Genomic DNA, 14831 nt, shown 5'->3' on the forward strand with positions numbered 1-14831 from the left:
AGGGTAAGGCTCGTCAACCTCATTCAAGTGAAGAACCGCCGGGAGGCGGTTTTTTGCTTTCTGGCCCCGGTGAATGCCGACCGCGTCAGGCAGCAGATTCCCGCGCCGCTTCATCCGCGGGAAACAACCGGATCCATGCAATCGCCAAGTTCCACAACGCGATCAGCAGCATCGGGACGATCGCCAGCACCACCCATCTGCTCGGCGCCCACATCAGCAGCTTCACGACCATGTAGCCGCACAGCAGGGCCCACAGTGTGTTCAGCACCAATGCCGCCCAACTGGCCAGCCGCTTGGAGTCGCTCCGCGCCGCGATGAGCGCGACGCCTGCGGGCAGCAAGCAAAGCACAGTGAACACATCGCTGCTGGTGCTCGGCCGCGCGAACGCGAGGTTGAGGACGATCACGAGCGCGAAGAGGGCGAGCTGCAGGATGTTAAGGACGCGAAGCAGTTTCGGCATGGATGAATGCGATAGCGCGGTTTGACGGGCGGCGCGGGATTATGGAGGTCTGACATCCCCGTGCGCGATGATCGCGCCATGCCGCCCGCCGCCGCCACGCCGCTCCCGAAGATCGTCCCTGTCCAGGGCTCCCCCTGGCAAGTCCTCCTCACCTTCCTCCGCCTCGGCCTGACGTCCTTCGGCGGACCGATCGCCCACCTCGGCTACTTCCGTTCTGAATTCGTCGAGCGCCGTCGCTGGCTCGACGACGCGCGGTATTCGGACCTCGTCGCCCTCTGCCAGTTCCTCCCCGGCCCCGCTTCCAGCCAAGTCGGCATCGCCATCGGCATGCTCCGCGCGGGCTGGCTCGGCGCCCTCGCCGCGTGGATCGGCTTCACCCTGCCCTCCGCGATCCTGCTGATCGCCTTTGGCTACGGCATCTCCCACTTCGCCTTCGTCGCCGACTCCGGCGCCGTCCACGGCCTCAAGGTCGTCGCCGTCGCGGTCGTCGCCCAGGCCGTGTGGGGCATGGCCAGAACCCTCTGTCCCGACCCGCCTCGCGCCGCCCTCGCCATCCTTTCAGCGCTCCTCGCGCTGATCCTCCCCTCCACCCTCGGCCAACTCAGCGCCCTTGTCGTCTGCGCGATCGTCGGCCTCCTCGCGTTCAAGGCCCCGCCGACCGACGGTCCCCATGAGCTTCCGCTCACCACCGTCTCCCGCACCGCGGGCGCGATCTCGCTCGCGCTCTTCGCCGCGCTGCTCATCGGCCTTCTTCTCGCCGCCCACACCGGCTCGCCGCTCTTCACCCTGCTGAGCGGCTTCTTCCAGACCGGCGCCCTCGTCTTCGGCGGCGGTCACGTCGTGCTGCCACTGCTGCAAGCAGTCGCTGTCCCCTCAGGCGCCATCGGCAACGCCGAGTTCCTCGCCGGCTACGGCGCCGCGCAAGCCGTCCCCGGTCCGCTCTTCACCTTCGCCGCCTACCTCGGCACCGTCATGCACACGCCCTTGCAAGGCTGGATCGGCGGCCTCGTCTTCCTGCTCGCGATCTTCGCGCCCGCCTTCCTGCTGGTCGTTGGCGCGCTCCCCTTCTGGGACAGCCTGCGCCGCCGCACCACCGTGCGCGCCGCGCTGATGGGCGTCAACGCGGGCGTCGTCGGGCTCCTGATCGCTGCCCTCTACGACCCGCTCTGGACCAGCGCCATCCATTCCAAGGCAGACTTCGGCCTCGCGCTCACGGCCTTCGGACTGCTGGTCCTCGCGCGCGTGCCGCCGCTCGCCGTCGTCGTGCTCTGCGCGATCGCCGGCGCGGCGCTTCAAGGCTTCTGACGGACCCACGCTCCGACTCCTCGACTCCTACGCCACCATGCCCGCCCCACCCTTCACCCTCCTCCCCAGCCGCCTCCCCGGCGTCGAGGTGGTGCGGGCCGACACCGCGCGATCCTTCGCCCGACACGTGCACGACCAGTTCGGCATCGGCCTGATCGATCGCGGCGCGCAGAAGTCCGCGAGCGGCCGCGGCATGGTCGAGGCCGGCGCGGGCAATCTCATCACCGTCAATCCCGGCGAGGTCCACGACGGCGCCCCCATCGGCGACCACGGTCGCAGCTGGCGCATGCTCTACCTCGACCCCGAACGCGTCTTCGAGCTCGCCGCCGACCTCACCGGCCGCGCCTTCACGCGCGACGTCGAGTTCACCCACCCCACGCTGCACGACGCCCGCCTCGCGCGCCGCTTCGAGGCGCTCTTCCCCGCGCTCATCGCCGAGCCCGCCACCGCGCCCTCGCTGCAAGCCGACGCCGCGTTGCTGATGCTGCTCGCCGACCTGCTGTCGCCCCGATCCAGCGAAACGCCGGTCACACCCGCGAGCATCACGCCCGCCCGCACGCGTCTGGACGACGACCCGACCCGCGAGGTCGATCTCGCCACCCTCGCTGCGGACGCGGGCCTGAGCCGCTTCCAGTTCCTGCGCGCCTTCTCGCGCGCCACCGGCCTCACGCCGCATGCGTATCTGATCCAACGCCGGCTCCAGCTCGCTCGCGGCCTGATCGCAAGCGGCCTCCCGCTCGCCGATGCGGCCGCCGCCTCCGGCTTCTGCGACCAGAGCCACCTCACCCGGCACTTCGTCCGCTGCTTCGGTCTCTCCCCAGGCGCCTATGCGAAGGCCTCGCGCTGAGCAGGCTGAGCCGCTGCAATTTCATCCAAGACGCTCCGTCCGCCCCGGCCGACGATGACCCCGTGTCCATCGCCATCTCCGAGGCCGCCCGTGTCGTCCATCACAAGTCCTGAGTTCCTGATCACCTCGCTGATCGTCGTCGCGTCGCCCGGGACGGGCGCGCTCGTGACGCTGGCGGCCGGCCTCTCGCAAGGCGCGCGCGCCGCGGTGATGGCATCCATCGGCTGCACGCTGGGCATCGTTCCGCACATGCTGGCCGCGGTCACCGGCCTGGCCGCGCTGCTGCACGCCAGCGCCACCGCCTTCGACGCGATCAAGGTCGCGGGCGTGCTGTACCTGCTCTACATGGCCTGGGCCGCGCTGCGCGATCGCGGCGCCCTCGCCGTCCAGGCCGACGCTCCGCCTCGTCCGGCGCGCGAGATCGTCTTCCATGCGATCCTCGTGAACCTGCTCAACCCCAAGCTGTCGATCTTCTTCGTCGCATTTCTGCCGCAGTTCATCGCCGCCGACGCGGCCCAGCCGACCCGCGAGATGCTCGCTCTCTCCGCCGTCTTCATGGCGATGACCTTCGCCGTCTTCGCAATCTACGGCGTCTTCGCCGCCGCGCTGCGACACCGCGTGCTGGAGCGTCCCTCGGTGCTGCGCTGGATGCGGCGCGGCTTCGCGGCCGCCTTCGTCGGACTGGGCGTGAAGCTGGCGCTGGTGCAACGCTGAACGCGCGTCGGCATCGAGGAAGAACCCTGCATGAGCTTCTGACGATCGCTTCCTTGGGTCGAACCGCCCCAAGCGGCACCCTGACGGATCGAGTTCGCGTCGCGCCGTCCGGCGGCGCGAGCCCCCTCCACTCCGCTCAGAGCCCGCCTTGACCATCGAACGCTTCGCCTCCTGCGCCGCGGCTGCCGCCGCCTTCGCCACCCTGTCCGCGCTGCCCGCTGCCTCCTTCGCCCAGTCGACGCCGACCGGCGCCGCGACCGCCGACAGCGCGCTCGGCCAAGTCGTCGTCACCGGCACGCGCCGCGTCGACCGCACGCTCGCCGATTCCGAATCCCCGGTCGACGTCCTCAGCGGCCAGGACCTGCGCCGCACCGGCGCCGCCGACCTCGCCAGCGCGCTCGGTCAGCTGCTGCCCTCGCTCAACTTCCCGCGCCCCTCGCTGACCGACGCCTCCGACGCCGTGCGGCCCGCCCAGCTGCGCGGCCTGTCGCCCGACCAGACCCTGGTCCTGGTCGACGGCAAGCGGCGCCACACCTCCGCCGTCGTCAACATCAACGGCACGCAGGGTCGTGGCTCCGCGCCGGTGGACCTGAACGCGATTCCGCTCGCCGCCATCGACCGCATCGAGGTCCTGCGCGACGGTGCCGCCGCGCAGTACGGCTCCGACGCGATCGCGGGCGTCATCAACATCGTGCTGCGCAAGGGCGCGACCGGCGGCGACATCAGCCTCGAGGCTGGCCAGACCGACGCCGGCGACGGCGGCCGCGGCGCCGCCTCCGCGAGCCTGGGCCTGGCGCTCGGCGACGAGGGCTGGGCCCGGCTGGCCGTCGAGACCCGTCATCAGCAGCGCACCAACCGCGCCGGCGTCGACACCCGCGACGCCGCCACCGAGCCGCGCCGCGGCCTGGTCAACAACCGCCTCGGCGATCCCGACAGCACGCAGCAGGCGGCCGTCGTCAACGCGCAATGGGGCAAGACCGATCTCGCGCAGGTCTACGCCGTCGCCACCTTCAGCCGGCGCGATTCGATCAGCGCCGCCTTCTGGCGCACGCAGGCCACCGCGACGGCCAACGGCGTCGCCACGCTCTATCCGCAAGGCTTCCTGCCGCTGGAGAACAGCGCCAGCACCGACATCGGCGCGGTGCTCGGCGTGCGCGGCGAGGCGGCCGGCTGGCGCTGGGACGTGAGCGTCAATCATGGCCGCAACCGCTTCGACATCGATGTCGCCAACACCGCCAACTACTCGCTGGGCGCGGCCAGTCCGACGCGCTTCGACGCCGGCCGGCTGACCAACCAGCAGACCGTCCTCAATGCGGACCTGTCGCGTGAGATCGACGCCGGCCTCTTCGCGCCGCTGACGCTGTCGCTGGGCGCCGAGTACCGCCGTGAGCGCTATGGCATCGATGCGGGCGAGCCCGGCTCCTATCAGAACGGCGGCGCGTCCGGCTTCCCGGGCTTCCAGCCGTCCAACGCCGGCAGCCATGGCCGCCACAACGAGGCCGTCTATGCCGGCGTCGAGGCGCAGCTGTCCAAGGACTTCAGCGCTTCCGCCGCGCTGCGCGCCGAGCACTACAGCGACTTCGGCAACGCCACCTCGGCCAAGCTCTCCGGCCGTTACGCCTTCACGCCCGCCGTCGCGCTGCGCGGCACGCTGGCCACCGGCTTCCGCGCGCCCTCGCTGGCTCAGCAGTACTTCGCGACCACCTCGACCAACCTGATCAACGGCGCGCTGGTCGACGCCGGCACCTTACCGGTCGGCTCGCCCGCGGCCAACGCGCTGGGCGCGCAGCCGCTCAAGGCGGAGAAGTCCCGCCACCTGAGCCTGGGCCTGCTGCTGCAGCCCACCGCCAACTGGCAGACCACGATCGACGCCTATCAGATCGACATCGACGACCGCGTGCTGCTCTCCGCCAACCTGAGCCTGCCGGCGACGCTGCGGGCGCAGCTGGCCGCGCAGGGCGTGCTGGTCAGCGCCGGCCGCTACTTCACCAACGCGCTGGACACGCGCACCCGCGGCGTGGACCTGGTCAGCACGCTGAGCCAGGACTGGGGCCGCTGGGGCCGCGGCAACTACTCGCTGGCCTTCAGCCACATCGAGAACTCGATCCGGCGCGTCGCCGACAACCCCGCGCTGCTGACCGCCAACCAGCTCGAGCTGATCGACCGCGTGACGCTGGCGCGCGCCACGGTAGGCTCGCCCAAGGACAAGCTGGTGGCCAGCGCCGAGCACCGCTGGGGCCCGTGGAGCGGCCGCGTCGCGCTCAGCCGCTACGGCAGCTTCGTCGTGCGCCAGAGCAATGCGGCCAACGACCAGACATTCGGCGCGGCCTGGGTGGCGGACATCTCGGCGGGCTGGGAGTCCGGGCACTGGAACGCCAGCGTCGGCGTCGACAACCTGACCAACCGCTACCCCGACAAGGTCATCGCCGCCAACGCCGTCGGCGGCATCCTGAGCTACACGCAGTTCTCGCCCTTCGGTTTCAACGGGCGGCAGTACGTCGTGAAGGCGGGCTATCGCTGGTGAGCCCCGCCCCTTGACCCTGACGTGACGTCAGGGTTCATGATCCGGGCGTCATCACTCACAGCCCCTCATGACCTACTCCATCGGCGACCTCGCGCAGCGTACCGGCCTGACCGTGCGCACGCTGCATCACTACGAACAGCTCGGTCTGCTTCTGCCGTCAGCCCGGACCGACGGCGGCTATCGGCTCTACGGCGACGCGGATGTGCAGAGGCTGCACCGCATCCTGGCGTATCGCCAGATCGGCCTGCCACTGAAGGACATCGCGCCGCTGCTCGCACCGGATGCCGTCGTTCCGCTGGCCGAGCTGCTCGACCGCCAGATCGCGGCCGTCGAGGCCGCCATCGCGGCTCAACAGCAGTTACTGTCGAACCTGCGTCGGGTATCGGCTCGCGCTCGCGGAGGCGACGCGCCCGGCACCGAGGAACTGCTGCGCCTGATCAACGCGCAGCGCGTTTTCGAACGCCATTACTCGGCCGAGGAGATCGACCAGCTCCACACCTTGCGCGAGGCGCTCGCGCCGTCCGACCTCGATCGCTTCAAGCGGGACGTTCCCCGTTTGCTGAAGACCTTCCGCGAGGGTCTGAAAGCCGGCGTCGCGCCCGACGCGCCGTCGATGCGGGAGGCCGCTCTCGAATGGACGGCGCTCGAAGCGCTGGTGCCGGTCGACGAGGAGATCCGGCGCAAGGGCCGTCAGATGGTGGAAGCGGATACCGGCTTCCACCAGCTGAGCGGCATGGATGCGGCGCTCGCCCGCTTCATCGACGCCGCCGTGGCGGCCGTGAAGCCGGCCGCCGGCCTGCCATCGCACCCGGAATCGCACGCGGAGTCGCCGGTCTTGTGACCTCCGGGACACGTGGCGGCGCGGGCCTCGGTAGCATCGGCGCCCATGACTCAGCCGACCGCCACGCCAGCATCCGCGCCCGCCCACGCCGACAGCCCCCTCCTCCCGCTGCTCTTCGTCGCCGTCTGGAGCACCGGCTTCATCGGCGCCAAGTTCGGCCTGCCGGACGCGGAGCCGCTGACCTTCCTGGCCTGGCGCTATGCCATCGTGATCGTGCTGATGCTGCCGGTCGTGCTGCTCGCCCGCGCGCCCTGGCCGGCCAGCCCCGCCGCCTCGGGCCACATCGCGATCACCGGGCTGCTGGTCCACGGCGTCTATCTGGGCGGCGTCTTCACCGCCATCGCGCGCGGCCTGCCCGCCGGGATCACCGCCCTGGTCGTCGGGCTGCAGCCGCTGGTCACCGCGCTGGGCGCCCGCGCCTTCCTTGGCGAGCGCATCTCCCGCCCGCAATGGGCCGGCCTGGCGCTGGGCTTCGTCGGCGTGGCGCTGGTCGTCGCACAGAAGACCGCCGCCGTCTCCGGCGCGGCGGTGCTCACCATGCTCACGCCCGCGGTCATCGCGCTGCTGGGCATCACGGCCGGCACGCTCTATCAGAAGAAGTTCTGCCCCGCCTTCGACTTGCGCACGGGCGCCGTCATCCAGTTCGTGCCGACGCTGATCATCACCGCCGGGCTCGCGCTGTTGACCGAAACCACGCAGGTCCGCTGGACCGGTCATTTCGTCTTCGCGCTGGGATGGCTGGTGCTGGTGCTGTCGATCGGTGCGGTGAGCCTGCTCAATGTACTGATCCGGCGCGGCAGCGCGGTCAATGTGGCCAGCCTCTTTTACCTGACGCCGCCCACCACCGCGCTCATCGCCTGGGCCCTGTTCGGCGAGACCCTCACCGGCCTGTCCATGCTGGGCATGGCGATCGCCGCCGTCGGCGTGTGGCTGGCGCGGCGCACCCGGCGTTGACCGGCTGAGCGCGCTTCCTCGCCACGCCCATCGGTCGCCGGACCTGGCCTCAGCCAGCGTTCAAGGCGCTTTGAGCGCCACATCGCAGGACACGCGCCGCATCGGGAAGTCGATGCCGCGCGTGGTGCCGTTGCGCTGGCCTTCGATGCGCGCCGCCAGGCGGTCCTCGCCGACCGCCTTGTAGAGGATGCGCTGCGGGAAATCATGCGTGGGGTTCTCGAAGGTCACCTCGCGCTCGCCCATCGTGATGGCGGTGAAGCTCGCCTCCTTCTGCCGCGCCGGCATCGCCACGTAGACGACGCGACCCTCGGCGTCGCGACGGATCTGCAGGAACTCGTGATCGACCGTGCGGCCGTTCTTCACCGTCCGGCTGACGCCGAGCATGGTCCCGCCCGCAAGCGGCAACCAGTGCTCGACGGAGCCCGCATCGGCGTTCTCCGCCGCCCAGCAGCCGGCCAGCCAGCCAAGCGGCTCGAGGGAGGGCTCCGCGGCCTGCGCCCGTGGGGCGGCCGTCGACAGCGCGAGCGGGACGAGCGCGGCGAAAACGCAGGCTGAAATCGAAGCGGCGGCGTGGCGCATGGCGATAGTTCCGTGCAGGGGGTGCACGAATCTACCGCCGGCGCCACGCCGCCGCCAGAGGGCAGGCTCCCCGGTTTCCGGGTGCCGATCCGGTCGACCTTGGCCGTCGGCCGAAGCCTTCAGCCGCGGTCGTCGGTGGCCGCGGTCAGTTGCGGTCCTCGCGCGCCGGCAGCGTGCTGTCGCTGTTGTAGCTGCTGCCGCTGTTGCTGCTGTTGTTGTTGCTCGTCGAATCGCTGTTCATCGAGCTGTCCGGCTGCGTGCGCACGTTCGGGTCCTGGCGCTGCTCGGTCGTCGTGTTGTTGCCGTTGTTCTGGCTGCTGGTGGCCGTCTGCCCCTGCTGCTGATTCAGGGGCTGAGGCGGCTGACCGGTCACCGGATCCGCGGCCTGGGTCGCAGGCGGCTGCGTGGTCTGCGTGGCCGGCGGCTGCTTCATCTGATCGTTGTTGTTGGACAGCGGATCGTTGGTCTGATCGCGCGCCCCGACCGAGCCCGAGCTGCCGCCCTGTCCACCGCTTTGCGCATACAGGATGCCGGCGCCCGAAGCCAAGGCGATGGCCATCGCCACGGTGGTGATCTTGGAACGAGGAGTCATGACATCTCTCCTGAGGAGTGGTTGGAAGGTGAACTCACTCGGCAATCACCGTGCCGGTCGCTGCGGCTGCAAGGGCTGCAACGGCTGCAAGGCTTGTTGCGGCTGCAAGGGTTGAACCAGCGCCCGCGCCTGCGCCAGACCGCGCGACGGCGCCTCCCCCATCGGATCGGCCGCCGGCGCCACTGCGGCGGCCACCGCGATCCCGACCAATCGCTGACCGATGGCCTGCAGGCTGGCCGTCTGCGCGGCCATGTCGGCCTCCGCATCGAAGGCGTCGCAGCCCAATCGCTCCGGCGCGATCCCGAGTCCCAGCGCGTGGAAGTAGCTGGCCTCGCTGACGACGCTCAACTGGCTGCCGATCATCCGGTGGACCTCCAGATCGGGCATGTCGATCTGTTGCCCCTGCACCGTGCACAGCACCGGCACGCCGGTGATGCGGCCGGCCAGTCCCGCCAGCCGATGCGCGCCGGGCAGATGCGCATGCAGCACGTCCACGTCGCGGCTGCGGATCAGCCCGACCAGCACCTGGATCGCGTGCCAGGGCGGATCGTCGGGCATGGGCACGATGACCAACTCGGCCCCTAGCGCGCGCAAGCGCTCCGCCTGCGGCCCTTCCGCCGTGCACAGCACGGTGAAGCGCAGGGCACCGCTCTGCCCCAGTTGAGCGACGAGCCGCTCCACCAGCCGTGCGGCGGCTTGCCCGTCGGCATCGGCGTCCTCCTCGGAGGCGCCGAGCAACTCGACGACGTGCGGCGCGCCTGGACCTCGCTGCCGGTTCATGGGAATCCTTTCGGTCAACAAGCGGCGGGCGGCAAGCGCCATACCCACTCACTGCGCGGCTTGCACGACGCCGAATTCGGCCTTAACGTCACCCCAAGAGAAAGCGCTTTCATAGTCCCGCGACCGAGCTTCGGACCGGGTCCGCGCCCCGCCCGAGACAGCCCTCAAGAGAAGCCCCATGAAGCGAAGCAAGCCGCTGCTGCCGACCTCCTCCCACGTGACCCTCGGCAAGGTCGCCGCCGCTTGCGGCGTGTCGCCGAGCACCGTGTCGCGCGTGATCAACGGCACCGCCATCGTCAGCGCCGAGAAGCAGGCCCGCGTGCGCCGCGCCGTCGAGGAGCTGGGCTTCGTGCCCAACACGCTGGCGCGCGCGCTGGCGGACGGGCGGACCTTCAGCGTCGGGCTGGTGGCGCAGTACCTGGAGAGCCCCTTCTACGCGCTCATGCTGCGCGGCATCGAGGAAACGCTGTCCGCCGCCGGCTACGGGCTGGTAGTCGCCAGCGGGCACTGGAACGCCGAGGAGGAAGCACGCTGCGTCCACGCGATGCGCATGCGCCGGGTGGACGGGATCATCGTGCTGACGGGGATGCTGGAGGACGAGTTCCTGATCGAGCTCGCACGCGAGCTGCCGGTGGTCGTGACCGGGCGCGCGCTGGAAGCGCCCGGCCTGCATGCGCTGCCGTCCAAGGACTTCGACGGCGCGCGCGCCGCCACGCGCCATCTGCTGGAGCGCGGCCATGCGCGCATCGCCTTCATCGGCGGCGACGTCTCGCATCCCGATTCCCATGAGCGCGAACGCGGCTACCGCGCCGCGCTGGCCGAAGCCAGCCTGGGCATGGATCCCGCGCTGATGCGCGCGGGCGACTATCTGGAGACCGGCGGCGCCGCCGCCACCGAAGCGCTGCTGGACGAGGGCGTCGACTTCACCGCCATCTTCGCGGCCAACGACCAGATGGCCGCCGGCGCCGCGCAGGTGCTGTACCGCCGCGGCCTGCGGGTGCCGGAGGACGTCTCCATCGTCGGCTTCGACGATCTGCTGTCCACCGCGCATGCCAGCCCGCCCCGCACCACCGTCAGCCTGTCGGTCGCCGAGCTCGGCCGGCGCGCGGCGCTGGCCATCCTCGACCTGCTGCAGCACCGCGCGCCGCGCGTCCATGCGCCGGAGCCCGAGTTGGTGCTGCGCCAGTCGGTGCGACCGCCCGCGCCTCAGCGCGGCGGCAGCGCGCGCTCCATGTCGACCAGCCGCTGAGTCAGCGTGCTCATCACCCAGTCGTCGCCGAGCGACTCGGTGTTGGTGAAGACGAAGGACGCGCTGCGGCCTTGCCGGCCCATGATCACCAGGCTGCTGTAGCCGCGGTCCTCGCCGCTGTGGGCGAGCACGGCGCGACCTTCGATGTCGTCGCCCTGCCAACCCAGCGCGTACTCGCCGGACTTGAGCGCGCGCAGGCGCTGCACGTAGGCGGTGGGCAGCGGCGTCGGCTCGCCGCGCAGCGCCTTCAGATGCCAGCGCAGCCAGACGGCGTAACTCTCCGGCGGCAGCGCCAGCCCGCCGCCGCTCGGCGCGAGCACCGCCAGCCAGGCCGCCATGCCGACCTCCAACGGCGCGATCGCGGTGACCTTGCCCTTCACGCCGTCATGACCGATGGGCGCTTCGGTGAGCGTCGGACGAGTCGGTGAAAGCAGCCACGCCACCGCGATGGTTGAGCAGCTGCTCCAAGGTCACGACGCGGTAGGCGGGCAGCATGCCCTCGGCCAGATCGGGCAGCGCCTCAGCCAGCGTGGTGGTCCAGGCGATCTGGCCGCGCTCGACCAGGCGCGCCGCGACCGCAGCGGTCATGGCCTTGGTCGTGGAGCCGATCTGGAAGAAGTCGGTCGCGCGGATGGGGTCGTCGCCTCCGATGCGGCGCACGCCGGCGACTGCCGTCAATGCGATCGGCGCGGTCGATGCGGCGTCGCCCCGCTTCGCGTCGAGGTGGACGACGGCGACGCCGACCAGACCGGCGGCGGCCGCGTCGCTCGCGGCGCGCTGCACGACGGCGAGCGACGCGGCCCGGTTGGAGGGGCCGCCATCGCGCCGGCCGTCGCCGGAGCCACAGGCGCTGAGGATGATCGCCGCCGCGATCGAGACGCCGAGCACCAGCGCGAAGACCATGCGGGAGCGGCCCGTGGAGAGCGGCGTCGCGGGATGCAGATCGAGATCGAGTTTGAGGTGCGGCTTGGGCGAGCGATGGCGAGTCGGAGACGTCATGACGGTGGCGGCGAGTGGACGACGCTCCGCATTCTTCGCAGCCAACCTCAAGATTGGCTAAAGATCGCTCACACCGGAGCGCCCATGCCGACGCTCATGTCGGCGCTCCTGTCGAGGGCCCCTGCCGAAGGGGCCATGCCGAAGCTCATGTCGTCGCGGGCACCCGCTGCCAGCGCACGACGACGGCCAACCCGACGCCGCCATCGGCGCGCGCGAGCCCATCCGCCATCGACGCCTCGCCGCCGAGCCGGTGCGCGGCTTCGCGCACGATGGCCAGTCCCAGTCCGGTGCCGGAGATCTCGCTGGGTTGCTCGCCGTGCCAGCAAGGCGTCGAAGGCGCCGACCAGCGGCATCAGCTCGTCATGCCTGGGCGCGACGCCCAGCGGGGCCAGGTCTTGCGAATCGCGCCGCTCGACCGCGCGCGCCAGCAACGTGAGCGGCCGCATGCCGCACCGCGATCCACATGAAGAACGGCCAAAGAGATCGAGGCGGCTAAGACGGTTCCAAGGGCTTCAGCGACTGGAGCACGGTCGGCAGCAGCTCGCTGACGGTCGGATGGATGCGCACGCCGTTCATGACCTCGGTGTAGGGCCGCTTCGCCACCGTGACGTCCAGCAGCGAGTGGATGGCCTCGTCGCCGTCCACGCCCAGGATGCTGGCGCCGAGGATGGCCTGGGTCTCCTGGTCGACGAGGATCTTGATGAAGCCCTTGTCCTCGCCCTTCTCCACCGCACGGCCGACGCGCGTCATCGGCCGCGTGCCGATCAGCGCCGGACGGCCGGTGGCGCGGACCTCGCGCTCGCTCAGGCCGATGCGCGCCAGCGGCGGATCGGTGTAGAGCGCATAGGTCACCAGCCGTTGCCCGACGCCGCGGGAGGCGCCGTCGAAGAGATTCGCGGCCACGACCTCGAAGTCGTTCCACGAGGTGTGGGTGAAGGCGCCGCGGCCGTTGCAATCGCCCAGGGCCCAGATGTGCGGCACGCTGCTGACCAGGCGGTCGTCGACGACGATGTTGCCGCGCTCGTCGAGCCTCACGCCCGCCTGCTCCAGGCCGAGGTCGTCGGTGTTGGGGCGGCGGCCGGTCGCGACCAGCACGTGACTCGCGCGCAGCACCGGGTCGCCGCGCTGGCAGTCGACATGGACGGCGACGTCGCCGCCTGCGCCGGTCCCGCCCTCGGCCGGCGCGAGCCGCACGCACTCCGCACCGGTGCGGATCGCCAGGCCCTCGTCCTCGAGCAGCGCCTGCAGCGCCTCGGCGACATCGGCATCCTCGCGCGGCACCAACTGCGGTCCGCGCTGCACCACCGAGACCTCGGCGCCGAAGCGCCGGAACATCTGCGCGAACTCCAGTCCGATGTAGCTGCCGCCCACGACCACCAGATGCCGCGGCAATTCGGTGAGCCGCATGATGGATGCGTTGGTCAGCCAGAAGACGCTGTCCAGGCCCTGCACGCCGGGCTGCGCCGGACGCCCGCCGACGTTGATGAAGAAGCGGTCCGCGCGCAGCCGACGCCCGTCGACCTCGATGGTGTGCGGGTCGATGAAGCGCGCATGGCCCATGACCAGCTCGACGTTCTTCATGCCGCGCAACCAGACCTCGACGTTCTGGCGCGACTTGCCGGAGATGCGGTCCTTGCGCGCCATCACCGCCGGCAGGTCCACGCCGTTGCCGCCGATGCCGTCGGGACCGCCCGCACGCACGCCCCAGCGCGCGGCCTCGCGCACGACCCAGGCCGCATGGGCGCTGGCGACCAGCGCCTTGGTCGGAATGCAGCCGGTGTTGACGCAGGTGCCGCCGACGCGCGAGCGCTCGATCACGGCAACGCGCCAGCCCTCGTTGGACATGCGCTCGGCCAGGGGCGATCCGGCCTGGCCCGCGCCGATGACGATGGCATCGAATGATTCGCTCACGACGACTCCCCGGTGGTTGCGGCGGGAGCCAGTCTGCCACCGTCGCGTGACGGTGGGGCGCGTTCAGGGAAGTCCGTGCCGGCGCCGGATCGCGGCGAGCGTGCCGCGTTGCTCCAGCGTGAAGATCGCCTGATCGATGCGCGCGAGGTCCTGCTCGCCCAGGCGGCGGCGTCCGAGCATCAGGCTCACCGGCTGCGAGCTGTAGCCGTAGGGCTGGCGGATCAGCCGCATCGACGACAGCCGCGCCTGCGTGTCCAGGTCCAGCGCGTCGCCCAGGATCAGCGGGGCGCGGCCCAGGCGCAGCATGTCGATGCCCTGGCGCGTGGTCGGATACGGGATCAGCAGGCCGGCCTCGTCGAGCTTGTGGCGATGCGCCTCGAACTCGGCGCCCAGGCCCTTGGATTCGACGTGGAGCAGCCGGACGCGGCCCGCGATCAGGTCGTCGAAGCTGCGCAAGGTGTCGAGCTTGGCGTCGTGAGGGACCGGCGCGGCGACCATCATGACCTCGTTGCGATAGCTCCGCGTGTACATCACCGTCTTCGCATTCAGCGGCGACGGCGTGGCCGAGAAGATCACGTCGAACTGGTCGTTCAGCAGCTCGCGATAGCGGCGCTTGCGCCATTGCGGCGGCGCCTGGACCCAGCGCAGCTCGTAGCCGGCCTGGCGCGCGATGGCTTCGAGCAGCTCGGCGTCCATGCCGCGCATCGTGCCGTCGGGATCGCGGTACAGATAGGGCGGCCAGGCCTCGGCCAGCGCGCGGATGACGCGGGCGGGCGCGCGGCTGTCTCGCGTTTCGCGGGCCGGCGGCGCGGCGTGCGCGGCGCTCCATCCCAAGGCGACCGCGCCCAGCAGCGCGCGACGCGACAGCGCCGCAGGCGTGCGGTGCTCGGCGGGCGCGCGAGGCCCGGGTGTCTCCATGTTCTTGTTCATCGAAACGGCTGGCGTCGGCGCGCCGGGGGTACTGCAAGCGTGCAGCGTACCGCTTTCATCCGGGGGAATTGCTGCGTGGTCCCCCTCATGCGCGTGTCGCCGAAGCGCGCTGGCGAGCGACTCGCGCCCGGGGACTTGCCTCGTTG

Annotated in this window: 16 protein-coding genes; 7 read left to right on the top strand and 9 right to left on the bottom strand. The window is 70.9% G+C overall.

Going from position 1 to position 14831, the window contains the following annotated elements; translation table 11 throughout:
* Positions 1 to 85: 85 nt before the first annotated feature.
* On the bottom strand, positions 86 to 460 hold the full coding sequence (locus tag ABDW59_RS20545; RefSeq protein ID WP_343632587.1) for a hypothetical protein: 375 nt from the start codon (positions 458 to 460) through the stop codon (positions 86 to 88).
* 78 nt (positions 461 to 538) lie between these two features.
* Between ABDW59_RS20545 and chrA the strand changes: the two genes are divergently transcribed.
* The 6 genes from chrA (at position 539) to ABDW59_RS20575 (ending at position 7645) form a co-directional block, all read left to right on the top strand.
* Positions 539 to 1765: a chromate efflux transporter gene (chrA, locus tag ABDW59_RS20550; protein ID WP_343632589.1), complete on the top strand. Its 1227-nt coding sequence runs from the start codon at positions 539 to 541 to the stop codon at positions 1763 to 1765.
* 37 nt (positions 1766 to 1802) lie between these two features.
* Positions 1803 to 2612: an AraC family transcriptional regulator gene (locus ABDW59_RS20555; RefSeq protein WP_343632591.1), complete on the top strand. Its 810-nt coding sequence runs from the start codon at positions 1803 to 1805 to the stop codon at positions 2610 to 2612.
* 90 nt (positions 2613 to 2702) lie between these two features.
* Positions 2703 to 3326 (top strand): LysE family translocator, encoded by a 624-nt coding sequence (locus ABDW59_RS20560; protein WP_343632593.1) that lies wholly within the window; start codon positions 2703 to 2705, stop codon positions 3324 to 3326.
* 148 nt (positions 3327 to 3474) lie between these two features.
* Complete coding sequence (locus ABDW59_RS20565) at positions 3475 to 5850, top strand: TonB-dependent receptor (RefSeq protein ID WP_343632595.1); 2376 nt, start codon at positions 3475 to 3477, stop codon at positions 5848 to 5850.
* Positions 5851 to 5917: 67 nt separating this feature from the next.
* Positions 5918 to 6691, top strand: a complete 774-nt coding sequence (locus tag ABDW59_RS20570; protein WP_343632597.1) for a MerR family transcriptional regulator — start codon at positions 5918 to 5920, stop codon at positions 6689 to 6691.
* A 45-nt stretch (positions 6692 to 6736) separates the two neighbouring features.
* Positions 6737 to 7645, top strand: a complete 909-nt coding sequence (locus ABDW59_RS20575) for a DMT family transporter (protein WP_343632599.1) — start codon at positions 6737 to 6739, stop codon at positions 7643 to 7645.
* 60 nt (positions 7646 to 7705) lie between these two features.
* Here ABDW59_RS20575 and ABDW59_RS20580 read toward each other — a convergent pair whose 3' ends face one another.
* From ABDW59_RS20580 to ABDW59_RS20590, 3 genes are all read right to left on the bottom strand, one after another.
* Entirely contained in the window at positions 7706 to 8224 is a 519-nt protein-coding gene (locus tag ABDW59_RS20580) for a DUF6265 family protein (protein ID WP_343632601.1), read from the bottom strand.
* 145 nt (positions 8225 to 8369) lie between these two features.
* Complete coding sequence (locus ABDW59_RS20585) at positions 8370 to 8816, bottom strand: hypothetical protein (protein ID WP_343632603.1); 447 nt, start codon at positions 8814 to 8816, stop codon at positions 8370 to 8372.
* 45 nt (positions 8817 to 8861) lie between these two features.
* Positions 8862 to 9596 carry a glycosyltransferase family 4 protein gene (locus ABDW59_RS20590; RefSeq protein ID WP_343632605.1) on the bottom strand — a complete coding sequence of 245 codons (735 nt, stop codon included), beginning with the start codon at positions 9594 to 9596 and terminating at the stop codon, positions 8862 to 8864.
* Between the two features lie 178 nt (positions 9597 to 9774).
* On the opposite strand from ABDW59_RS20590, the gene ABDW59_RS20595 reads away from it, so the two are divergent.
* Entirely contained in the window at positions 9775 to 10845 is a 1071-nt protein-coding gene (locus ABDW59_RS20595) for a LacI family DNA-binding transcriptional regulator (protein WP_343632607.1), read from the top strand.
* Here the strand turns inward: ABDW59_RS20595 and ABDW59_RS20600 are convergent.
* The 5 genes from ABDW59_RS20600 to ABDW59_RS20620 all read right to left on the bottom strand — a co-directional run bounded on the left by ABDW59_RS20600 (position 10803) and on the right by ABDW59_RS20620 (position 14685).
* Entirely contained in the window at positions 10803 to 11288 is a 486-nt protein-coding gene (locus ABDW59_RS20600) for a hypothetical protein (RefSeq protein WP_343632684.1), read from the bottom strand. The two genes, ABDW59_RS20595 and ABDW59_RS20600, sit on opposite strands and share 43 nt — an antisense overlap.
* A complete protein-coding gene (locus ABDW59_RS20605; RefSeq protein ID WP_343632609.1) occupies positions 11230 to 11844 on the bottom strand; it encodes a serine hydrolase domain-containing protein in 615 nt (204 codons plus the stop codon). Before ABDW59_RS20605 ends, ABDW59_RS20600 begins: the two co-directional genes overlap by 59 nt.
* Before the next feature lie 145 nt (positions 11845 to 11989).
* A complete protein-coding gene (locus tag ABDW59_RS20610; RefSeq protein WP_343632611.1) occupies positions 11990 to 12112 on the bottom strand; it encodes a hypothetical protein in 123 nt (40 codons plus the stop codon).
* Between the two features lie 224 nt (positions 12113 to 12336).
* Positions 12337 to 13755: an FAD-containing oxidoreductase gene (locus tag ABDW59_RS20615; RefSeq protein WP_343632613.1), complete on the bottom strand. Its 1419-nt coding sequence runs from the start codon at positions 13753 to 13755 to the stop codon at positions 12337 to 12339.
* 63 nt (positions 13756 to 13818) lie between these two features.
* On the bottom strand, positions 13819 to 14685 hold the full coding sequence (locus ABDW59_RS20620) for a transporter substrate-binding domain-containing protein (protein ID WP_343632615.1): 867 nt from the start codon (positions 14683 to 14685) through the stop codon (positions 13819 to 13821).
* Positions 14686 to 14831 lie beyond the last annotated feature (146 nt).

The organism is Roseateles sp., from assembly GCF_039595295.1.
In the GTDB taxonomy this organism is placed as follows: Bacteria; Pseudomonadota; Gammaproteobacteria; order Burkholderiales; family Burkholderiaceae_C; genus Roseateles.